This window comes from Sulfuricurvum sp. (assembly GCF_049305995.1).
Taxonomy (GTDB): Bacteria; Campylobacterota; Campylobacteria; order Campylobacterales; family Sulfurimonadaceae; genus Sulfuricurvum.
Genome location: NZ_JBAQPS010000061.1, coordinates 1 through 21341 on the forward strand (window position 1 = coordinate 1; position 21341 = coordinate 21341).

Here is a 21341-nt window from a genome sequence, read left to right on the forward strand (position 1 = left end):
TTCTGCTTTTGCCACTTTAGCATCATTCGCCGTCGCCGCTAGTCTAGGAATCGCCACTGCCGCCAAAATACCGAGGATAACAATAACAAAGATCAACTCGATCATCGTAAAACCTGAACGTTTCATCGTAACTCCTTGCTTTGTGCAAAATATAGATTACACTCGTAACCTTAAACACTATTATGAGCATTACTATCTTATAAAGCGTTTAAAGAATATTTACAGAATCATCAAAGAACTTTTGGGCATAATATCCAAAAAAATAGGAGTATTCCATGAAAATCGCCGTACCTGTTATGGATGAAAATCTCAAAATGGCCGGAAATGCCGGTCATACCCCTTATTTTGCCATATATACCCTCAACGGTGGCATGTTTAAAAGCTTTACCCTCGAAGGGCTCCGTGCCAATCCAAAAGTTGCGGGTGAAGAGCCGCATGAACACGATGAACATCATACCTGCGATCATGATGCGGATGATATCGAACACATCCGTGCACACGATACAATGGCAGATACTATCGAGGATTGTGATTATCTTGTCGTCAAAATGGCATGTAAAAATACCGCTAAAAGTATGAACAATGTTGGTGTAAAACTTCAAAAATATAACGGAAATGAAATCTTAGCACCTAAAATTTTGACGGAATTGACTCAACAATTTACATAATTATCTACTAGTCTTGTCTTGTGGGCATAATCTCGAATTTGGATAGTATGATACCCTTCGACAGGCTCAGAAGAAACGGTGTCATATTTTCTATGCAAGAAGTTTATTGTTTTTTCTCAAATGTATAGATAACTAATCCTGGATGTTCCACATACTCAATCAAAATCGATTTAACCCGATCTTGCCAACTGTTTTGAAATAATTTTTTGAGCTCACCATCTGCTTTATCTCTTGTTATAAATTCTAACCACTCCCCTGTTTTTGGATCAGCCGGAATAATTTTAGGATTATATGTTAAGCTGACCCTTTCCCCTGTATCAACCCTTTCCAAAGCTAGATCGCCCTCTATATTAGCTTCAAAAATCAATAGATTACGTCGGTCAAATTTACCTCCCAAGCCATGAAACCCGCTGATATCCGTGGCACCCGTGACAAAAGAAGCAATATTTGCCATCACTCCAACAACCCCTTCGCCCAACTTACCAGACATCAGTACACGTATCTCTCCCCTTTTAGGTATGGTATTTGGATAAAGGAGTTTAAGCCCCTTGAGCAACATCAAATAGGTTCCCGCAACCGTAGGGCATGAATGACCTGCCAATTTTACACATTCCGCATAACTGTATGTCATAATCCCTTCACTTGCCGCTCCAAGCATATCCGCTAATGGATCGTAAAGTGTTAGTTCCGGTATTGATTTAAAAAAAAACGGCATCATTTGATTTTCCTGCTATTGAGATCTTTTAGTATTGCATTTAATAATAAGAGTATTACTAAAAAAATGAAAATTTTTCTTGATATAAATCAAGAAGGTTTATCCTAAGTTAAAGAGCGTTCTACTAACTTTCGATTCGATTTTTCCTTGAATATGAGAGCTAAAGTGAAAAAAATAAGCCAAGTTATACCGTGACTGCTTTCTTCTTCTCAAAGGTTTGTGTAACAAACTTCATCGTTTAATTCTCGTTTATAAATTGGAGGCGTATAATTCGCACCGTAAATAAAGCATCCGCTTTAAATCTTCGTCTTTGTACAGTATAAAGATGAGTCCTAAAAGGTAAATAAACACCATGATTTCCGCAGAAATTGAGACGTTAGGCATAAAGAATAGTGGAAAGATTTTTCATAACCTCAGCTATGAAGAGTTAATTAAACATGAACTTGAAAATGGTGAGTGTCAACTTGCCAGTAACGGGGCAACCATGGTAGATACCGGTATTTTTACCGGCCGAAGCCCAAAAGATAAATATTTTGTTGATCAAGACCCTTCAAATAAATACATTGCATGGGGTGATGTCAATAAAAAAATTGATAAAACTATTTTTGATGAACTTTTAGAAGTTGCCAAAGAACAACTATCACATAAAGATCTCTATATCACCGATGTGTACTGTGGTTCCAGCGCAAGCAGTAAACGTTCTGTCCGTTTCGTTTCTGAAATCGCATGGCAATCACATTTTGTCAAGAATATGTTTATTCGTCCAAGCGCTGCAGAGCTTGAAACATTCAAACCTCAATTTACTGTTCTTAATGCATGTAAAGCGGTCAATGAAAAATGGCAAAACCATGGTTTAAATTCTGAAGTATTCATCCTATTCAGCGTCGAAGAGAATCTCTGTATTATCGGAGGTACTTGGTATGGCGGCGAGATGAAAAAAGGGATTTTTTCTATGATGAATTACTGGCTTCCTCTCGAAGGGAAACTTTCAATGCACTGTTCAGCCAATGTTGGGGCTATAGGAGATACATGTCTCTTTTTCGGACTTAGCGGAACAGGGAAAACAACGCTCTCTACCGATCCGAAGCGAGCACTTATCGGTGATGATGAACACGGTTGGGATGATGAGGGTGTTTTTAATTTCGAGGGAGGATGCTACGCTAAAGTTATCAATCTCGATCCTTCCAATGAACCTGAAATCCATAATGCTATCCGTCCTAATGCTCTACTCGAAAATGTTGTTTATGATGAAGACGGAATCGTCGATTATACTGACGGATCTAAAACTGAAAATACCCGTGTTTCTTATCCAATTGAGCATATCGATAACCATCAGCCTTCTCTTATGGCATCACATCCAAAAAATATTATTTTTCTATCTGCCGATGCATTTGGGGTATTACCTCCGGTCAGCCGTCTCACTAAAGAGCAGGCAATGTACTACTTTCTTAGCGGTTATACGGCAAAAGTTGCAGGAACTGAGCGCGGAATTACCGAACCGGTTGCGACATTCAGCTCATGTTTCGGTGAAGCATTCTTACCGTTGCATCCAACGGTCTACGCAAAACTCTTAGGAGAAAAAATCGATCAACACAGCGTAAACGTCTATCTGGTCAATACAGGATGGACCGGAGGCGGATACGGTATCGGAAAACGGATGAGCATCAAAGATACTCGCGCATGTATCAATGCTATCCTTGATGGCACTATTAATAACAGTGAATTCGATACAACCAATACATTTGGTTTTCATATCCCTAAAACACTCGGTTCTATCGATCCCGTTATCCTAAACCCACGTAATGCGTGGGCGGATCGTGATGCCTACCTCGTTCAACGCGATAATTTAGCGGCACTTTTCATCAAAAATTTCCAAAAGTATACCGATGGACAAAGTGAATTCGACTACTCTGCTGCGGGACCAAAACTTCCATAACTTCTTCATACTTTTCTGTTTAGTCAGAAAAGTATCAAAACAAGGGAACCGCTCGCGCAGCGATGTTTCTCTGAAAAGATTATACTGCGATCCAAGAACGCTCGTTCCTCTCGGCACTACTGCCTCCGGAACGGCTCTATGTGTTGGATCACGAGAGTTTTATAAAATAATCAGAAAATAATTGAGTAGAAGAAGAGATAAAAGAAAAGCACGCAAGCGTGCGTGGGCTTACCGCCGAGGTAAACTCAGCGTTAGCGTAGCCAATCGGGACGCGTTCCGATTGGCGTTTAAACTAACATGAATAGGTAGATTTGAATTCAAATGCAGTCGGACGAGCTTCGTCAGGCCACACTTGTGTTTCAAATTTGTAGTTTTGGTAAGTATCCAAAAACTCTGGAGTCATAACCGGTTGTAAGAACTCATTATCACGGATCAATGATTCCAATGCACCACGAAGTGTGTGTGGCATTTGTGGAATCCCTTTTTCACGGATTTCATTTAAAGAGAGTTCGAACAAATCTTCGTCCATCGGACCAACCGGTACCATTTTGTTTTTGATACCATCAAGTCCTGCTAGCAACATAGCCGTAAATGCAAGGTATGGGCATGACGTAGAGTCAGGGAAACGCATTTCGATACGTGTCGCTTTTTCACCCGCACCGTATGGAACGCGGCAGCTAGCTGAGCGGTTTTGGCTTGAGTAGGTCAAGATTGACGGAGCTTCAAATCCAGGGATAAGACGTTTGTATGAGTTGGTTGATGGGTTCGTGAACGCCGCAACTGCGCGAGCATGTGCGAAAATACCACCGACATAATGCAACGCTGTTTCAGACAAGTTACTGTAACCACCCTCTTTGTAGAATGTGTTTTTGCCATCTTTCCAGATAGATTGGTGAACGTGCATACCATTACCGTTATCGCCATAAAGCGGTTTAGGCATGAAAGTAACGGTTTTGCCGTTAAGGTGAGCTACCATCTTGATAACGTATTTGAGTTTTTGTACGTTGTCAGCCGCTTCTACAAGGGTTCCGAAAACGATACCGATTTCACCTTGACCTTGCGCAACTTCGTGGTGACCGAGAACAACTTCAAGACCAACTTGTTCCAATGCCAACATCATTTCAGCACGAAGATCAACCATAGTATCGATCGGTGCTACCGGAAAGTATCCACCTTTTGTACGTGGGCGGTGACCTGTGTTGAAACCGTCTTTAAATTCTTTTGCATCATTCCATGCACCCTCTTCGGTGTCTACTTCGTAGTATGAGCAGTTTACTTCATCGCGGATTTTTACATCATCAAATACGAAGAACTCATTTTCAGGTCCGAAATACGCAACATCACCAACACCTGCATTTGCAAGGTGCTCAAGCGCTTTTTTAGCGATTGCACGAGGACATTTTTCGTAAGCTTGCCCTTTGTAGATATCATAAACGTCACAGAATACGATGATGGTCGGGTCAGCGGTGAAAGGGTCCATAAATGCTGATTCAGCATCCGGTTTAAGCAACATATCCGAACGGTTGATTGGCTGCCAAGCATCGATAGATGATCCATCAAACGGAAGACCGCCTGTAAAATGACCGGCATTAACCGCGCTCATACGGTAGCTAACGTGGTGCCATGTACCTTTCATATCGGTGAAACGAAAGTCCACAAACTGAACGTCATTCTCTTTACAAAAACTGAAAAACTCGTCGACACTATTTACGAATTTACCCATGCAAATCTCCTGAAAATAATTTAAAGTTCAGACAGTATAGCAAATTCTGACAAAAAGTGAAGAATATAGATTGATTAAAATTTAATCATAGTACGTTTTCGATCTCTATAAATAGCACATTCACTGTATCCATAAGTGCGTGCAAGAGTCACAACTTCTTTTGAAAAAAGTGCAATTTGATCACTACGATGGGCATCGGAACCAAACGTAATCGGAATTTGAAGTTCGGCAATCGACTCCAATAATAAGGGGGACGGATACGCTTCAGCAATCGGTTTACGGTATCCCGACATATTGATCTCAATCGTCATATCAGATCGTTTAATTGCCTCTAACGCATTTTTTGCCAAAAATCGAATATCTTTAGTGGGAAGAAATTTGAACACTTTGAGTAAGTCTAAATGTCCTACGATATCAAACCGTCTACTGAGAGCCATCTCTTCGATCAAAGCAAAATAACGCTCATAGATAGCATTGATATCAGCCCCCTCGTAACGCCCGATAAATTCAGGATTATCAAATCCCCAATCATCGATAAAGTGAACACTTCCTATCAGATAATCACACGCTCTTTGTAAAACGCTCTCATCCATATATCCGGGTAAAAAATCAACTTCGTATCCCAAGAAAAGTGTTATTTGATCACTATATTTTATTTGAGCGTCCTTGATCCATGATTCATATAAATCCATTTGATCAAAACGCATTCGATATTCAGGATCATAATGCATCGGGGCATGATCTGAAAAACCAAAAAACTCTATTCCATGTTCAATCGCGCTTTCCACATATTCATTAATACTGCCTGTTGCATGATTACACAAAATTGTGTGATTATGTAAATCAACTTTCATCATTTATCCATTAAAACTAAAGATTTCCATGCTATTATAGTGCAATTTAATCGTTAAGGTATTGCAATGACGCAAGAAGAATTAGATGCACTGATGAGTGGTGATATAGATTTGGATGAGGCTTACGACGAATCTGAAACAGCTGTTTCGGAAGAAAAAATTACAGAAGAGGCACCTGTAATATCAGAACAATACGAAGAAGAGAACCCTGCTAACTACCGTGTTTCGGCAATGCATAGTTGGCCTCCGCCGCCACCGACAGATGACAATAAAGTGGTTCATCAGCTCGATGATGTCACCAAAGAGAGCGAAGAGAAAGCATCTGAAATTTTTGATTTGATCGAGGGAATCAGCAATGATTTAGGAAAAGGTGAAAAACAAATTAAAAATGTGAGAAGTATTCTTCAAAGTAATATTGAACTTTTTGAAACACTCAGTGTCAAATTTCCCCATATTGAAACCTTTAAAACACAGCTGACAAAAAATGAAGATGTTATAGGAACAACAGATGACCTCCTTGATATTCTTCAAAACAGTGGTGATTCTATTATGAATATTATGGATATTATGCAATACCAAGATATTCATCGTCAAAAGATTGAGCGTGTTATCAATGTCATGCGGGCGTTATCAAGCTATATGAATCATCTTTTCGCTGGAAAAATCGATGATTCCAAACGGGTTACTTCAGCAGTTCATATCCATGGAGATACCGATACTGAAGATGTCGTAACCAGTGATGATATTGAAGCATTGCTTGCCTCATTCGGTAAAAAGTAATAATATTGGAGTGTACTACATCGGAATAGTCTCATAAATCGATGATAATCAAAAAACTTCATCTATTGCACACCTTTTTTTTGCTAAAATTTTCTAAAATTTAGATGAATCGAGCAATACTCTTTGAAAAAAGTCGAACTACTCTCCCCTGCGGGGAATTTAGAAAAATTAAAGATCGCTATTGATTTCGGGGCAGATGCCGTATACGGCGGTGTCAGCCACTTCTCGCTCCGTATCCGCTCCGGTAAAGAATTTGATTTAGAGAGTTTCAAAGAGGGGATTGATTACGCCCATGCAAAAGGGCGTAAAGTGTATGTGACGATCAACGGTTTTCCGTTTAATTCTCAGTTAAAACTTCTCAAAGAACATATCCTCACAATGGCATCGTTAAAACCCGATGCGTTTATCGTCGCGACTCCCGGAGTTTTGAAACTCGCCCATCAAATCGCACCCCATATTCCACTGCATCTCTCAACTCAAGCCAATGTAATGAACGTCCTAGATGCGCAAGTGTACTACGATATGGGGGCGCGTCGTATTATCGCCGCACGGGAGATTTCACTCAAAGATTTAAAAGAGATTAAAAAAGAGCTCCCCGATTTGGAGATCGAAGTATTCGTCCATGGTTCGATGTGTTTCGCCTACAGCGGACGCTGTTTGATCTCGACACTTCAAAGCGGTCGTGTCCCAAATCGGGGAAGCTGTGCCAATGACTGCCGTTTTCCCTATGAGATGTACGCCGCCAATCCTGAAACGGGAACCCTCTTTAAACTCGTCGAAGATGAGGGAATTGGAACCTATATCATGAATTCCAAAGACCTCAATTTAGCAAGCCATATCAAAGAGATTTTGGATGCAGGATGCATCGACTCACTTAAAATCGAAGGGCGCACAAAAGCCCCGTATTACGCCGCCATCACTGCGAAAGTGTACCGACATGCCATCGATGATTATTATGTGGGTAAAAGTGATCCTGAGAGCTACCAAAAAGAGCTCAATACCATGCAGAATCGAGGCTTTACCGATGCTTATCTCATCAACCGCCCTTTTGAAAAACACGATACCCAAAATCTCGATTATTCGATGATGATGGGAACCCATCAGGTGAGCGGTATCGTGGATGAATCGGGAGAGTATTTCGAATGTAAATACAAAACCTTCCCAAACGATACGATGGAGCTGGTTTTCCCCGATGGAAACCTCTTAGAGCCTATCGATAATGAAATCGGAAAAATTTGGGAAGAAAATAGGAAGTGGCACATCTCATTTAAACAGCTCCTCGCGGAAAACGGCAAGGTTTGGGATCAAGTTCACAGCGGAAATCTCAACCGCTTTAAACTCCCCTGCACTCTGCCTCATTTCACCTTTTTCCGTATCCAAGCTACGGAAGATATGGCGACAGTTACCAAATGTTAATTTTAAAATCCAAGGAGTCAATTCAATGAAATTCGTATCAATTATTATGGGAAGCAAAAGTGATTTTGATGTTATGAAATCGTGTTCCGAAACACTTGAAGCGTTTGGTGTTCAGTATGAACTTATCATCTCATCGGCACACCGCTCTCCTGAGCGAACAAAAGATTACGTTCTCGCGGCAGAAGCAAAAGGGGCGCAAGTCTTTATCGCAGCTGCCGGTATGGCAGCTCATCTAGCAGGTGTTTTAGCCTCAAAAACAATTAAACCAATCATCGGTGTACCTATGAGTGCATCAGCCCTCAGCGGTATCGATGCCCTCCTCTCAACAGTGCAAATGCCGGCAGGTATGCCGGTAGCAACCGTAGCAATCGGAAAAGCAGGAGCTATCAATTCAGCCTATTTGGCGATGCAGATTTTAGCCCTAGAGAATGAAGAACTTCGAATGAAACTTCAAGAAGATCGTATCTCTAAAGCAAAAAAGGTAGAGATGGATTCATTGGAAATTGAAACCATTTTATAAATCAGGTACACTTTTTGCTACTTCATTCTTAACTAATCAGAGGCTATAAACCATGCAAGGACAAAGGATGAGTATCAATGAATATGCCCGTTTAACTCAAATGGATACACATGAAATCGAATCGTTAATCATGAGAGGAAAACTCTCCACAACCGTCGAAGGAGGAGAAGTGCTTATCGATGCATCCAACATTATGGCAGGAATAATCCCTGCCACTCTCCAAGAACTCAGTGCTTCCGAAACAGACATTACCGTCGGAGCGAATTTCGTCGAAAAAACGATCGGAACCATCATCAATCTTCACGAAAAAGTGCTCATCGCAAAAGAAGAAACGATTGAATCGATCAAAAATGAGAATGAATTTCTAAAAGAAGCTCTCGCATCACTTCAAGAGCTGTATGATGAAGATCGTCGTACCATTGCCACACTAACCGAACAACTCAAACTCTCTCAACAAGAAGTCGAATTTATGCGCCGCAAGTATAAACTCATGTGGGGTAAAGTGATCGACGACCACGCTTCTCAATGACGATTCAAAATGAATGTATAAGATGCATCACTTCCCAAAGCCACCGTGTTTGTGAAACGATACATGCCGATGAAGCACTTAGTAAGCAAATCGTAGATTACGTCGAAACTGCTCTTCAAAATGCCGATTTTACCCTCTCTCCGCCTGTGATAGCTGCACCCTTGTATGAGCAAATGGCAGTATTAGCTAAGACCCATGATCTATACGAAAAACAAAAACAATATGCCACAGAGCAAGCCAAAACTTATCTCCCTTTTTTACGAGAAACGATAGAACAAAATGATGATCCTTTTATAGCGGCTCTTAAAACTGCAGTCGTAGGCAACGTCATTGATCTCGCCGCAGAGGTGAGTTTTGATTTACATGATGCCATTACTTCAGTATTTTACACTCCGTTTCACTATGATGATACCAAAATGCTACGTACGCAACTCGAAAATGCTGAGAGTGTTCTTTATATCGGAGATAATGCGGGAGAACATATTTTTGATGCTCTCACTATCGAATCACTCCAAAAACTCTATCCTCAAATTGGATTTACGTATATGGTTCGTGGTAACCCCATCATTAACGATGTTACTTTGACCGAGGCACATGAAGCTGGGATAGATAAGATATGTACCCTCATGGATAGCGGAGTTCCGACTCCTGGATTTGTCTATGAATTGGCTTCGCACGAATCCCAAAAATTCTTTGATACCGCCGATCTGATCATCGCCAAAGGGATGGGGAACTACGAATGTATGACTCCGCTGCGTCGTAAAAATATCTGCTTTTTGCTCAAAGTTAAATGTTCGGTCGTTGCCGCATCGCTGGGCAGAGAAATTGGTGATATTGTCTGTAAACTAGATTGATAAAAAGATAAAATATTAGCTATAATGGTTAATATTATTGCAAAAGGGCTAATATGTTATCCTTTTTACCCAAAGAACCTCACCACATCATCGAAGAACTCAGAACCAAATTTAAAGAACGACGACGTGCATTAGGCTACACCCAAAAAGAACTCTCCATCCGATCAGGGGTGAGCTTAGGCTCCCTCAAACGGTTCGAACACAGCGGAGATATTTCCCTCGATTCACTCCTCAAACTGGCTTTTATTTTGGAGTGTTTGGGGGATTTTGAGGGGGTTTGTAAACCGAAAGAGAAGGTTTATGGGAGTTTGGAAGAGGTATTAGGATGAGTGTATTTACCCCCAAACTCACCGTCCACCTCAGCACCACCCAAAAACAAAAAGTAGGAACCCTCGCCTATAAAGATCGAAAAATCTATTTCGAGTATGACCAAGCATTTCTCCAAACAGGTATCGAGCTATCCCCCTATAAACTGCCACTAAAATCAGGAGTCATGCGATGCGATGATGATACGTTTGAGGGGTTATGGGGGGTATTTAACGACTCATTACCCGATGGTTGGGGGCGGTTGCTCATGGATAGACATTTGATGCGGTTGGGTGTCCATGCACGCGATTTGACTCCACTGGATCGGTTGGGGTATGTCGGAAATTACGGGATGGGAGCACTGAGCTACGAGCCTTTTCACGAGATTGAAAATCCCTCTGTGGATGCCATCGTACTCGATCATCTAGCCCTTCATTCCCAAGAGATTTTAGCGGGAAGCAGTGAGGATTTGGTGGATGAACTTTTGATTCTCAATGGTTCCTCCGCAGGGGCGCGACCCAAAGCGATGATACAACTCAGCGACAATCACAAAGAAATTATCCACGGATCGCAACCGCTAAGAGAGGGGTATAGCCATTGGATGGTTAAATTTGCCTCTGGGGCAGATCACCCTGAAATCGGGGCTATCGAATATGCCTATTCGCTGATGGCGAAAGAGGCGGGATTGGAGATGCCTAAAACGGCTCTGTTGGAGGGGAAAAAGGGGAACTATTTCGCTTGTGAACGATTTGATCGGATAAGTGATAGACGTGTTCATGTCCACTCGATAGCGGGGCTAGTCCATAGCGATTTTCGGTTTCCCTCTCTGGATTATGATGATTTGCTCTCGTTAAGCCTGCACCTCATCAAAAATATTCAAGAGCAAGAGAAGGTTTTTCGCCTCGCGTGTTTTAATCTCTTTGCCCACAATCGCGATGATCATGCCAAGAATTTCTCGTTTCTCATGGATGAGAAGAGGGAATGGAAGTTTTCACCGATCTATGATGTCACCCTCTCCAGTGGACCAGGCGGTGAGCATAGCACGATGGTTGCGGGTGAGGGGAAAAACCCGACGAAAGAGCATCTCTTGGCACTCGCAAAAAAACATCGACTAAAAAACGGGGTTAGTATCTGCGATGAAGTGTATGGATCGGTGGCGCAATGGTCAAAATTTGCACATCTAGTCGGAATGAGTCAGAAGATGATACACTTTGTCGAATCGAAATTATTCGTGTAGTGATTCCCATAGAAACACCCGATAGATTCTAAGAATAAGCTCACTTTGGCTATAATACACCACTTTTTTTACGGGAAATATGTATGATTACGTTCGGTGATATGCTTTTAAAACTTCAACAATTTTGGAACGACCAAGGGTGTGCCATAGTACAGCCTTACGACATTGCCGCCGGTGCGGGGACTTTTCACCCTGCAACTTTTTTGCGTTCGCTCGATTCCAAACCGTGGTCGGTTGCCTACGTCGCCCCAAGCCGTCGTCCGACAGACGGGCGATACGGTGAAAACCCGAACCGATTGGGGAGCTACTACCAGTTTCAAGTCCTCATTAAACCTTCTCCTGAAAATATCCAGGAATTGTATCTCAAAAGTCTCGAATACCTCGGACTTAACCTCAAAGATCATGACATCCGTTTCGTCGAAGACAACTGGGAATCTCCGACCCTCGGCGCATGGGGTCTGGGCTGGGAAGTGTGGCTCAATGGTATGGAAGTGACACAGTTCACCTATTTTCAGCAAGTCGGCGGAGTAACGTGTGATCCGGTAGCGGTTGAAATTACGTATGGTACAGAGCGTCTGGCGATGTATCTCCAAGGGGTTGATACGGTGTTTGATATCGTCTGGAGTGAAAATAAATTCGGAAAAACCCTCTACCGTGACATCCACAAAGAGGGAGAAATCGAGTTTTCAAAATACAACTTTGAAATCGCCGATACCGCAATGCTTTTTGCCGAGTTTGAAGCTAAAGCCGCCGAGTGTAAACGGTGTCTTGATGCAGAGCTTCCTCTCCCTGCGTATGATCTGTGCATGATGGCGTCCCATACGTTTAACACCCTCGATGCGCGCAAAGCGATCTCGGTAACAGAACGTGCCAATTACATCCTCAAAATCCGTGAGTTAGCCAAAGGGTGTGCAGAGTTGTATAAATCACAAGAAGAGGAAAGAAACCTCCGCGTAAAAGCCTGATGCAAACCCTCATCGGTCAAATTGATCGGATCATCTACCAAAACAACGGCTTTTTCATCGCCGCGCTCAAAGGGGGGGATAAAATCAGCAGCCATTACTACGAGAGCGATGTCGATAATCTCAAAGATGCCGCGATCACACTCAAAGGCTCATGGGAAGAACACGCCCAATACGGACGGACGTTTAAAGCCCAGAGTCTCATCGTCAACCAAAACGAACTCTTCTTTTTTCTCAACCGCGTCGTCAAAGGCTTTACCAAAAAACTCACCGCCTCCCTTATCGAGAAGTACGGAACCGAGGGGCTTATCGATATTTTGGATAACGATTGCGAGCGTCTCCTCGAAATCAAAGGGATGAATGAAAAACGTCTTCTCAAACTCTCCAGCGGATGGAAGCAGTTTCGCTCCATGAGAGCATTAGGAGAGTTTTTGGCTCCCTACGGAGTCACCCCTGCCCTGCTTCGACTTATAGCCGGAGCGTTAAAAGAGGTCAAAGACCCTATCGAAACGATCAAACATAACCCGTATGGTCTGATGCGGATTAACGGTATCGGGTTTAAAAAAGCCGACGAGATCGCCCTGAATATGGGGCTAAGAGCGGATGATGAGCGGCGTATCCAAGCGGCAATGGAGTACACCCTGAGCGAATACTGCGACTCTGAGGGGAACAGCTGTATCGAAAAAAACGCCCTTTTTACAAAACTCGATCTCCTCGTAGCATTAGGGGATCAACGCACCTACGAAGAGGCACTCGATGATCGTCTACGAGAGGGGAGCATTACGTTACTCCCCAGTTCCAAACTCTCCCCTACCCGTATTTATGAAGCCGAAACACTCCTGATAGAGCAGTTTAAACGTCGAGGTAAAAATACGCATGAACCGCTGAGTGATGATCTAAGAGCATTTTGTGAAGCCCATGCTCTCACCCTCGGCGAACAACAATTTAGCGCGTTGGAACTCATTAATCGCGGTGCAGGACTTATCTTGCTTGTCGGGTACGCCGGAACGGGGAAAAGTACCACCGCCAAAGCACTCCTCGATCTGCTATCCTCCCGCCATGAACCGAGCCTTATCATGACGTGTGCTCTGAGCGGTATCGCATCTCAGCGGATACGGGAGCGCAGCGGTTATCAAAGTTCTACGATTCAAAGTCTGCTGGTGCGATTCGAATCGCACGACACGATGCCCTTTCAGGTAATATTGATCGATGAGGCTTCGATGATCAACTCGATGCTCTTTGCACGACTGATGGCGAAGATTGATCGCGATGCGACGGTGATTATCGTCGGCGATGATGCACAGCTCCCCCCTATCGGAGCAGGAAGTCCGCTTAGCGATGCGATTGCCCTAAACCTCGCCCCGACGGTGATGCTCACCCAAATCTACCGCCAAAGCCCCGATCAAGCAATTGCCCTCATCGCCAACGAGGTTCGTAAAGGGATAATCCCCAATTATCAAGAGAGCTATGAAGACTTTACGTTTTTGAGTGTCGATCTCCCCAACCGCTATGCCCTCAAAAATTCTCTCACGGCAACCGAATTCGAAGAGGTTCTCAAAACCCATTCCCACAATACGTTGGCGGCTATCGCCGATGTCACCTTGAAATATCTCTTACAGTCACGCGAAAAGCTCGAATCCAAACAGATACGCGAATACCTCAGTGCCTTTCAGGTGATCTCACCTATGAGAGGCAATGCGCTGGGGGTCGATAATCTCAACCTCTTGTTGCAAAGCTATTTCAACCCGAATCCGAAGAAAAAAGTCAAAACGCTCAAAGGGGAGTTTGGGCTCCACGACAAAGTAGTGCATACCAAAAATGAAAACCTCCCCTCCACGACCCCCGAAGAGTTCAAAGAGGGAAATGACCCGAGTGAGCGGCGGATATTTAACGGGATGTGCGGTCTTATCTTCCGACTCGATGAGGAAGAGGAGCTCTGTTATGTCTATTACCCCAATGAAGAGCTGATCGTCCACTACAAATATGATCAAATTAGTGATTATCTGAGCCTCTCTTATGCCCTGAGTGTCCACAAAGTGCAGGGGATGGAATACGAGCGGGTTGTGATGGTGATGAGTTTTTCACACCACATTATGCTCAATACCAAACTCCTCTATACGGCGCTCACACGAGCAAAAAAACATTGTATCGTTGTGGGGGAGAGCGGAGCGTTTGAATCAGCGTGCCGTCGATTGGAACATTCCAAACGCTCAACGGTGATGCAAGAACTTGCATTAACTAAAGGATAAAAATTTTCCTTTAGGTTATTGTGCTACAATTTTCATTCCTAATCCAAATACCACAAGGATTCACCATGAAAACATTAATTCTATCCGCAATCGTTGCCACATCGGTTATGGGCGCTTCACTCGTAGATGACGCCAAATCTGCCGGTTTAAAACCGATCCCTTCATCTGCGAAAGCACTTGAAAAACTCACCTCTAATCCAAAAAATCCGACCACTGCGGCTAAAGTGGAACTGGGAAAAATGCTCTATTTCGAACCACGCCTCTCTAAAAGCGGTTTGATTAGCTGTAACAGCTGTCATAACCTCGCAATCGGAGGAGTTGACGGTATGGCTTCGGCAATCGGCCACAAATGGACGGCTAATCCTCATCACTTGAGTTCACCAACTGTCTATAACGCCGTATTCTACAGCCAACAATTCTGGGACGGGCGCTCACCTCATCTCGAAGACCAAGCCCAAGGACCAATCCAAGCAGGACCTGAAATGGCCGCGCCAAAAGAGTTCGTAGAGGGTGTCGTGAACTCTATCCCAGCTTATGTCAACGCATTCAAAAAAGCGTACGGGAAAGATGTCAAAATTGATTTTGCTAAAGTGGCGGATACCATCGCCGTTTACGAGCGTACTCTCGTTACTCCATCACGTTATGATGATTTCCTCAACGGCAAGAAAAATGCATTGAGCAAAGCGGAACAAAAAGGGCTTAAAACCTTTATCACCAAAGGGTGTGCTACCTGTCATAACGATATCGCACTCGGTGGAACGATGCAGGCATTCGGTGCTGTGGCTCCATACAAACATATGAATGTCGGCGATTTCAAAGGGGATAAAAACGGTATGGTTCGTGTACCGACACTCCGTAACGTTACCGAAACTGCTCCCTATTTCCACAACGGTCAAATGGCAACGCTTAGCGAAGCGATCAAAGAGATGGGACGTATCCAACTCGGTGTTACTTTGAGCGATACAGAGACAGCTGAGATCGAAACATTCCTAAAAGCACTAGAGGGTAAAAAACCGACCGTCGTTTATCCGATGCTTCCTTCATCTACGGCAAAAACGCCTAAAGTTGACGTCGTTAATAACTAAAAAATCTACTCACATACAATACCGGGGAACTCTTCTCGGTATTTCCCACATTCACTTTTCAAGACTTGCACTATCTGAGGCTTTTTCACGGGGTCTAACCATTTAAGCAATTCAAAAAGCGGCACTTCATCCATCGCCGTACAACCTGATGTAGGATGCTTGTCCGCATGGTTAAGATGGATGAAAATACATGAACCGCGTCCACTCTGAGCCGATGGGTTATACCCGATCACCGCACCGTAGCGATAAACTCCATCATTACGTCGCATCACTTCATAACTAGCGGGGAGAGAATTTTTATCATAAATACGGAGCATTTTGTTGTAACGTGTGTCGTTAATATCATCGATGCAATAGAGATTTTCATCCGTATGCCAGTGAGGAAGTTTAAACGTTGTGTTCTGATTATAACCAAACGTAGATGTTATCGGAAATACCCCTGCGGGTGAACGCCCATCCCCTTCATTTTTCAACGGTTGTTTAAAAGCAACATACCCTAAACCACTTCGCCCTAACATAACGGGAACTTTATCACCAATTTTTATCCACTGGTGATGTTTCTCATATCGCTGCATCAATGCTTGAGTTGCATTGAGCTCTGGTGAGAGCACCACTACCAATTGCTCTGATGCAACAGCCATAAAAAACGAAGATAAAAGGAAAAGGGACAAAGTTATTTTCAACATCTCATTTTTCTTAGTTTATTTTAAAGTTAGGTAGTATAGCATATTGAAAACAGCAAGAGTGAGGGACTAATGGCAATAACGGTTCGTAAAGCATCCGAGGCAGATATTGACATTATCGCCAACGCATTATTAGAAAGTTCTCGTTTTGGCAAAAAAATAGGACTCTTTGATTTAGTTTTCAATACTTCAGAAAATGATACTCTTTTGAGGTATCTTAAACATTTAGCCCTCACAATGACGAAGAGTTATTGCCATTTTTCCAATTTTTTTATTGCTGTCTCCGATGGATTAACCGTTGGAACTATCTGCGGTTATGAACCTCGTATCGCTACACATGAAATATTTTCCAAGGCCCTTGAAGAGATCGGATTTGATGAAACCTACCATGAACGGATCGCTGCATATCTGCTATGCGAAGGGGAAGTTGACAACAAAACTTTCGTTTTGGATTTTATGTTGGTCAAACCTGAATATAAAAGCATTGATGTTTTTAAAGAACTGATTGGTAAAAGTATGCTCACCGCTCGCCTAAAAGGGTACCGAAAAGTTCAAACATCGATCGAAATCGGCTCTGTTGAAAATGAAATGATTTATAAAAAGCTAGGATTTGTCGTGATCGATGAAAAACGGAGCGAATACTACAAAGAGCAATTTGATCGTCCCGGCATTATGCGATTACAAATGATACTATAATGTTATACGACAAAACGAATTCATCCGTTTTATCAGCAAGGACTAAAGTCCTTTGCAATCCCCTAAAGCTACGAAAAACCCTGTTTTTCGAGAATTCTGCTTTGCAATAAAGGTTGTCCTATAGAATATGGAATTTTGGGATTAATCCCTCCGCTCATCGCTATCCTCCTTGCTTTTTTCAGCCGTTCCGTCTTTATCGCATTAGCTATGGCGGTTATCGTCGGAGAATTCATTATCGCCGATTTCCATCCACTTAACACTCTTCTCCTAACTTTTGAGCGTTTTTATCTCCTCCTTAGCGAAGGGTGGGTGCTCAAAACTCTCGCGTTTGCGATCATGGTAGGCTCGGTCATGGTGCTTATCGAACGCAGTGGCGGGGTAAATGGTCTGGTTCATGAACTAAGTGTCAAACGCTCCATCGTTAAAACCAAACGGGGAGCGTTGATGCCCAGCTTTATCGCGGGAATCATCGTTTTTATCGAGTCTTCTATCACCTCACTCGTTGCAGGAGCCATCGGACGACCGTTTTGCGATCGTCACGGAATAAGTCGTGCCAAACTCGCGTTTGTGTGCGATTCGACCTCTGCTCCCGTATGTTCGCTTATCCCTCTCAATGGGTGGGGAGCTCTGTTACTCGGTCTGATCGGGGGACAAATCTCAGCAGGGCTCATTGCAGGTGAGAGTGCAACATGGCTGATTCAATCGATTGCCTATAATTTTTACGCGTTTATGGCTCTTATCGTCACTTTTATCGCTATCTGGTATGAGATTGATATCGGTCCGATGCGTCATGCCACCGTTCATCCACCGGAAATTGAATGTGAAGATGCCAAAGGAGATATCGGGCTTTTTCTATGGCCGATGGTCTGGATGATCGGTGGGGTTATTCTTTTTATGTTTATTACGGGGAACGGAGATATTTTCAAAGGCTCAGGCTCTACCTCGATTTTTTATACCCTCCTCATCACCTTACTCCTAATGCTGGGGTACTATCGTTTTAAAAATACCCTCACATTATCAGAATTTTGGGATGCATCGCTGAGCGGTGCCCGTAGTATGAGCCCTATCGCACTGATCCTCCTCTTTGCCTTTGCGATCGGCGGAGTGAGCTCGGATATGGAGGTGGGGCAATACCTCGCTAGTTTTATCGGTGATTATCTCCCCTCGGCATATTTAGCAGGAGCGATTTTTGTGTTAGCCGCCATTATCGCTTTTGCAACGGGGACGAGCTGGGGAACTTTTAGTATCATGCTCCCGATCGCGATCCCCCTCGCTGTCGGTCTCGATGCTCCGGTCGCTCTGGCGATGGGGGCGGCAATATCGGGCGGAGTGTTCGGCGATCACTGCTCTCCCATCTCAGATACCACTATCATCTCCGCTATGGCAAGCGGATGCAGTGTCCAAGAGCATACTCGAACTCAGCTCCCTTATGCTCTGATTGCGGCCGGGTTTTCGTTTATCTTATTTATACTCTTTGGAGTGCTCCTCACATGATGAAAGCTTCTCTTCTTCTCCTCGAAGATGACCCAAATCTCTCTGAAAGTGTGAGTGAATATCTCGAAGATCAAGGCTACCGTGTCACCTGTGTTTACGATGCCTCTTCCGCCGAAGATACCCTGTATGAGCAAAAGTTCGACCTCCTCCTCCTCGATGTCAACGTTCCGAACGGGAATGGATTTTCGTTGCTCAAAGCAAGCCGAAAAGAGGGAAATATTACCCCCGCTATTTTTATCACCTCTCGCAATGCGATGCAGGACGTCGAAGAAGGATTCGAGAGCGGTGGGGATGATTACATCCGTAAACCTTTCGCCCTAAAAGAGTTGCTTCTGCGGATTCAAACGATTCTCAAACGGAATTTTTACCATAATCCGACCGATTCCCTTACCCTTGGTGAAGCGATCACGTATGACATTGACAATCAGGTGCTCACCATCAACGGCAATATTCAAAACCTCCAACTCAAAGAGCACAAGCTCCTCAAACTTTTTATCCAACACCGCAATGAGCTTCTCCATCATGAGATGATCATGGAGCATCTGTGGGATTATGATGAAACCCCTAGTGATGGGAGCCTTCGCACCTACATCAAAACGCTCCGTAAACTCCTCGGAAAGGATGCCATTGTCAGCCACAAGCGCCTCGGGTATCAATTTCGCTAAATACCGAACATTGCGAAGCTTTCTAGCCCTTTATGGGGTGATGAGTATCCTCATTTTTGGACTGATAGCAATCCTTTATTATGAATCGGTAAAAGCGCAAATGCTCTCTTCGCACCGTCTAGCGATGCAGCTAGAGAGTGAAACTTACGTCCCCAAACTCAAGCAATGGTTAGAGAGCGGGCATAACCTCAAAACCTTCCCGACCGATTTAGCGTATACAACCGCTTTGTATGGATACAGCAAAGATTTTCTTGTCGGTAATCTCCATAAAAACCATACCGATTTTCGCGAAAATATCGCTCTGCATAAGGGGTATATCCACCTCATCATTGCCCTCTCTCCTTATGGCTTAGGAGAGTACTATCTCGTTTTCGAAACCCGTGACGATGAGCTTTGGAGACATCAAGTGCTCAAAGACGTCTTGAGTTTCGGTTCACTGTTGTTAGTGGCTCTTGGGATCATCGGGTTTTTTCTCTCACGGATGTTTTTACGCCCCATGAACGAAGCGATAGCCCTGCTCGATGATTTTATCAAAGATACCACCCATGAACTCAATACCCCCATCAGTGCGATTTTGACCAATATAGAAGCATTACAAGAAGATGAATTATCCCCAAACGTGCAAAAAAAGCTCAAACGGATTGAAATCGCCTCCCGCACCATCTCTACACTTTATGATGATCTCACCTACCTTATCCTCAATCACGACTTAGCGGTTCACAATACCCCTTTGGATCTATCGCACCTCCTGCATGAGCGAATCGAATATTTCCGTCATCGGATTGAGCAAAAGAAGATCACCCTCTCTCTCGCTATTGATTCGGCTGTTACCCTCACCATTGACACCACCAAAGCAACCCGCCTCATCGACAACCTCCTCTCCAATGCCATCAAATACAACAAGATGGGGGGAAAAATTACCATCACCTTAAGCAATCACTCTTTATGTATTGAAGATAACGGTATCGGCATCCCCTCAGAGATGATCGATCGCGTGTTTGAACGCTACACTCGCGCCGATAAAAGTGTAGGAGGATTCGGAATCGGACTCAATATCGTCGCGATGATAGCCCGTGAGTATGAGTTAAAAATCACCATTGAATCGGAAGAAAAAATAGGAACAAAGATTTGTGTAGGGTGGGAGTGATTCCCCTTAAGGGGGAATCGTGACGAGGGACAAAAATAAATATGTAGGCTACGACAGCTCGCAGCAGCTAGTGGGTACTATTTCAATCCTGCGATATGATCGCCAAGGGCTTTCATATCACCATCGCTCAAAGAGGCCGTTTGCCCTTTCATCAATGCACCCATACCTTTGGTATTACGCATTCCCGCTTTATACCCTTTGAGAGCATCAACCACTTTTGCTGAACCCCATCCGCCAATCACTTCTGATTTACCCAGAGCCGCTTTTTCACCTTTGAGACCATGACACGCCGCACATTTTTGATACAAAGCACCGCCATCAGCAGCACTCAACATAGCAGTTAAACCTAAGATTGCAATTAACGTTTTCATCATAAATCCTTTTTATTTATTAACCCGTTCACCCTGAGCCAGTCGAAGGGTGATATTTGAGAAGTTCATGGTTCGACATGCTCACCACGAACGAAAACACCATTTACTTATCCGCAACTCGGAACGTTTCCGCTATCCGAACCATACTCTTTCGCAAAATCACCGATATCTTGCAACTTATCTTTCATACTCGGATTCGTTAAAACAGGAACTGCTGTTGGAAAACGTTCACCGTATTCTTTGATAAAACCTTTTGCATCATTTGCAAAAAGCTCTTCCCATTCGGCAACCGTATGTTCAGCGGCAAATTTGGTTCCATTCATGTTAAATTTCGCTTTGAGTGTTTTAAGATAAACTTTTTGACCCGCTTTAGCATCTGCTAAAGCAACTGAAGCACTAAGTGCTGTGATTAACAAGATTGAGAGTAACTCTTTCATCTTAAACTCCTTTT

23 protein-coding genes are annotated in these 21341 nt (G+C 43.5%); 16 read left to right on the forward strand and 7 right to left on the reverse strand.

Annotated elements, in window-relative coordinates; all coding sequences use genetic code 11:
- A partial coding sequence (locus WA010_RS01995; protein WP_422555532.1) for a prepilin-type N-terminal cleavage/methylation domain-containing protein occupies positions 1–126 on the reverse strand: 126 nt, incomplete at its 3' end.
- Between the two features lie 149 nt (positions 127–275).
- On the opposite strand from WA010_RS01995, the gene WA010_RS02000 reads away from it, so the two are divergent.
- Positions 276–668, forward strand: a complete 393-nt coding sequence (locus WA010_RS02000; RefSeq protein WP_422555504.1) for a hypothetical protein — start codon at positions 276–278, stop codon at positions 666–668.
- A gap of 103 nt (positions 669–771) precedes the next feature.
- On the opposite strand, the gene WA010_RS02005 is transcribed toward WA010_RS02000, so the two are convergent.
- Complete coding sequence (locus tag WA010_RS02005) at positions 772–1386, reverse strand: hypothetical protein (protein ID WP_422555505.1); 615 nt, start codon at positions 1384–1386, stop codon at positions 772–774.
- 349 nt (positions 1387–1735) lie between these two features.
- Here WA010_RS02005 and pckA point away from each other — a divergent pair, with 349 nt between their 5' ends.
- Positions 1736–3319, forward strand: coding sequence for a phosphoenolpyruvate carboxykinase (ATP) (pckA, locus tag WA010_RS02010; protein WP_422555506.1), 1584 nt, complete (start codon positions 1736–1738; stop codon positions 3317–3319).
- Between the two features lie 292 nt (positions 3320–3611).
- Here pckA and glnA read toward each other — a convergent pair whose 3' ends face one another.
- Positions 3612–5042 carry a type I glutamate--ammonia ligase gene (gene glnA, locus WA010_RS02015; protein WP_422555507.1) on the reverse strand — a complete coding sequence of 477 codons (1431 nt, stop codon included), beginning with the start codon at positions 5040–5042 and terminating at the stop codon, positions 3612–3614.
- Positions 5043–5116: 74 nt separating this feature from the next.
- A complete protein-coding gene (locus tag WA010_RS02020; protein WP_422555508.1) occupies positions 5117–5896 on the reverse strand; it encodes a histidinol-phosphatase HisJ family protein in 780 nt (259 codons plus the stop codon).
- A gap of 66 nt (positions 5897–5962) precedes the next feature.
- Here WA010_RS02020 and WA010_RS02025 point away from each other — a divergent pair, with 66 nt between their 5' ends.
- From WA010_RS02025 to WA010_RS02070, 10 genes are all read left to right on the forward strand, one after another.
- The gene (locus WA010_RS02025) at positions 5963–6676 is read left to right on the forward strand and encodes a chemotaxis protein (RefSeq protein WP_422555509.1); all 714 of its coding nucleotides are present in this window, start codon (positions 5963–5965) and stop codon (positions 6674–6676) included.
- A gap of 123 nt (positions 6677–6799) precedes the next feature.
- Entirely contained in the window at positions 6800–8092 is a 1293-nt protein-coding gene (locus WA010_RS02030) for a peptidase U32 family protein (protein ID WP_422555510.1), read from the forward strand.
- 25 nt (positions 8093–8117) lie between these two features.
- Positions 8118–8612, forward strand: coding sequence for a 5-(carboxyamino)imidazole ribonucleotide mutase (purE, locus tag WA010_RS02035; protein ID WP_422555511.1), 495 nt, complete (start codon positions 8118–8120; stop codon positions 8610–8612).
- Positions 8613–8679: 67 nt separating this feature from the next.
- On the forward strand, positions 8680–9141 hold the full coding sequence (locus WA010_RS02040; protein WP_422555512.1) for a DUF3972 domain-containing protein: 462 nt from the start codon (positions 8680–8682) through the stop codon (positions 9139–9141).
- Positions 9138–9995 (forward strand): damage-control phosphatase ARMT1 family protein, encoded by an 858-nt coding sequence (locus tag WA010_RS02045; RefSeq protein WP_422555513.1) that lies wholly within the window; start codon positions 9138–9140, stop codon positions 9993–9995. The genes WA010_RS02040 and WA010_RS02045 overlap by 4 nt, the downstream gene beginning before the upstream one ends.
- A gap of 53 nt (positions 9996–10048) precedes the next feature.
- Complete coding sequence (locus tag WA010_RS02050; RefSeq protein ID WP_422555514.1) at positions 10049–10324, forward strand: helix-turn-helix domain-containing protein; 276 nt, start codon at positions 10049–10051, stop codon at positions 10322–10324.
- The gene (locus WA010_RS02055; RefSeq protein ID WP_422555515.1) at positions 10321–11538 is read left to right on the forward strand and encodes a type II toxin-antitoxin system HipA family toxin; all 1218 of its coding nucleotides are present in this window, start codon (positions 10321–10323) and stop codon (positions 11536–11538) included. Before WA010_RS02050 ends, WA010_RS02055 begins: the two co-directional genes overlap by 4 nt.
- A gap of 83 nt (positions 11539–11621) precedes the next feature.
- Entirely contained in the window at positions 11622–12503 is an 882-nt protein-coding gene (gene glyQ, locus WA010_RS02060; RefSeq protein ID WP_422555516.1) for a glycine--tRNA ligase subunit alpha, read from the forward strand.
- Entirely contained in the window at positions 12503–14749 is a 2247-nt protein-coding gene (locus WA010_RS02065) for an AAA family ATPase (protein ID WP_422555517.1), read from the forward strand. The genes glyQ and WA010_RS02065 overlap by 1 nt, the downstream gene beginning before the upstream one ends.
- Before the next feature lie 65 nt (positions 14750–14814).
- Positions 14815–15834: a cytochrome-c peroxidase gene (locus WA010_RS02070; RefSeq protein WP_422555518.1), complete on the forward strand. Its 1020-nt coding sequence runs from the start codon at positions 14815–14817 to the stop codon at positions 15832–15834.
- 5 nt (positions 15835–15839) lie between these two features.
- On the opposite strand, the gene WA010_RS02075 is transcribed toward WA010_RS02070, so the two are convergent.
- The gene (locus WA010_RS02075; RefSeq protein WP_422555519.1) at positions 15840–16520 is read right to left on the reverse strand and encodes a L,D-transpeptidase family protein; all 681 of its coding nucleotides are present in this window, start codon (positions 16518–16520) and stop codon (positions 15840–15842) included.
- A gap of 69 nt (positions 16521–16589) precedes the next feature.
- On the opposite strand from WA010_RS02075, the gene WA010_RS02080 reads away from it, so the two are divergent.
- The 4 genes from WA010_RS02080 (at position 16590) to WA010_RS02095 (ending at position 20519) form a co-directional block, all read left to right on the forward strand.
- Entirely contained in the window at positions 16590–17213 is a 624-nt protein-coding gene (locus tag WA010_RS02080; protein WP_422555520.1) for an acyl-CoA acyltransferase, read from the forward strand.
- Positions 17214–17348: 135 nt separating this feature from the next.
- A complete protein-coding gene (locus WA010_RS02085) occupies positions 17349–18707 on the forward strand; it encodes a Na+/H+ antiporter NhaC family protein (protein WP_422555521.1) in 1359 nt (452 codons plus the stop codon).
- Positions 18707–19372 carry a response regulator transcription factor gene (locus tag WA010_RS02090; RefSeq protein WP_422555533.1) on the forward strand — a complete coding sequence of 222 codons (666 nt, stop codon included), beginning with the start codon at positions 18707–18709 and terminating at the stop codon, positions 19370–19372. Before WA010_RS02085 ends, WA010_RS02090 begins: the two co-directional genes overlap by 1 nt.
- Entirely contained in the window at positions 19335–20519 is a 1185-nt protein-coding gene (locus WA010_RS02095; RefSeq protein WP_422555522.1) for a sensor histidine kinase, read from the forward strand. The genes WA010_RS02090 and WA010_RS02095 overlap by 38 nt, the downstream gene beginning before the upstream one ends.
- Before the next feature lie 77 nt (positions 20520–20596).
- Here the strand turns inward: WA010_RS02095 and WA010_RS02100 are convergent, their stop codons facing one another.
- Both WA010_RS02100 and WA010_RS02105 read right to left on the reverse strand, forming a co-directional pair.
- Positions 20597–20890, reverse strand: coding sequence for a c-type cytochrome (locus WA010_RS02100; RefSeq protein WP_422555523.1), 294 nt, complete (start codon positions 20888–20890; stop codon positions 20597–20599).
- Between the two features lie 107 nt (positions 20891–20997).
- Positions 20998–21327 (reverse strand): hypothetical protein, encoded by a 330-nt coding sequence (locus WA010_RS02105; RefSeq protein ID WP_422555524.1) that lies wholly within the window; start codon positions 21325–21327, stop codon positions 20998–21000.
- Between the last annotated feature and the right edge of the window lie 14 nt (positions 21328–21341).

What these genes read in the sequence shown, in the direction of transcription:
- WA010_RS02000 (WP_422555504.1), top strand. Translation starts at nt 276, where the DNA reads ATGAAAATCGCCGTACCTGTTATGGATGAAAATCTCAAAATGGCCGGA.
- WA010_RS02005 (WP_422555505.1), bottom strand. Translation starts at nt 1,386, where the DNA reads ATGATGCCGTTTTTTTTTAAATCAATACCGGAACTAACACTTTACGAT.
- pckA (WP_422555506.1), top strand. Translation starts at nt 1,736, where the DNA reads ATGATTTCCGCAGAAATTGAGACGTTAGGCATAAAGAATAGTGGAAAG.
- glnA (WP_422555507.1), bottom strand. Translation starts at nt 5,042, where the DNA reads ATGGGTAAATTCGTAAATAGTGTCGACGAGTTTTTCAGTTTTTGTAAA.
- WA010_RS02020 (WP_422555508.1), bottom strand. Translation starts at nt 5,896, where the DNA reads ATGAAAGTTGATTTACATAATCACACAATTTTGTGTAATCATGCAACA.
- WA010_RS02025 (WP_422555509.1), top strand. Translation starts at nt 5,963, where the DNA reads ATGACGCAAGAAGAATTAGATGCACTGATGAGTGGTGATATAGATTTG.
- purE (WP_422555511.1), top strand. Translation starts at nt 8,118, where the DNA reads ATGAAATTCGTATCAATTATTATGGGAAGCAAAAGTGATTTTGATGTT.
- WA010_RS02040 (WP_422555512.1), top strand. Translation starts at nt 8,680, where the DNA reads ATGAGTATCAATGAATATGCCCGTTTAACTCAAATGGATACACATGAA.
- WA010_RS02045 (WP_422555513.1), top strand. Translation starts at nt 9,138, where the DNA reads ATGACGATTCAAAATGAATGTATAAGATGCATCACTTCCCAAAGCCAC.
- WA010_RS02050 (WP_422555514.1), top strand. Translation starts at nt 10,049, where the DNA reads ATGTTATCCTTTTTACCCAAAGAACCTCACCACATCATCGAAGAACTC.
- WA010_RS02055 (WP_422555515.1), top strand. Translation starts at nt 10,321, where the DNA reads ATGAGTGTATTTACCCCCAAACTCACCGTCCACCTCAGCACCACCCAA.
- glyQ (WP_422555516.1), top strand. Translation starts at nt 11,622, where the DNA reads ATGATTACGTTCGGTGATATGCTTTTAAAACTTCAACAATTTTGGAAC.
- WA010_RS02065 (WP_422555517.1), top strand. Translation starts at nt 12,503, where the DNA reads ATGCAAACCCTCATCGGTCAAATTGATCGGATCATCTACCAAAACAAC.
- WA010_RS02070 (WP_422555518.1), top strand. Translation starts at nt 14,815, where the DNA reads ATGAAAACATTAATTCTATCCGCAATCGTTGCCACATCGGTTATGGGC.
- WA010_RS02075 (WP_422555519.1), bottom strand. Translation starts at nt 16,520, where the DNA reads ATGTTGAAAATAACTTTGTCCCTTTTCCTTTTATCTTCGTTTTTTATG.
- WA010_RS02080 (WP_422555520.1), top strand. Translation starts at nt 16,590, where the DNA reads ATGGCAATAACGGTTCGTAAAGCATCCGAGGCAGATATTGACATTATC.
- WA010_RS02090 (WP_422555533.1), top strand. Translation starts at nt 18,707, where the DNA reads ATGAAAGCTTCTCTTCTTCTCCTCGAAGATGACCCAAATCTCTCTGAA.
- WA010_RS02100 (WP_422555523.1), bottom strand. Translation starts at nt 20,890, where the DNA reads ATGAAAACGTTAATTGCAATCTTAGGTTTAACTGCTATGTTGAGTGCT.
- WA010_RS02105 (WP_422555524.1), bottom strand. Translation starts at nt 21,327, where the DNA reads ATGAAAGAGTTACTCTCAATCTTGTTAATCACAGCACTTAGTGCTTCA.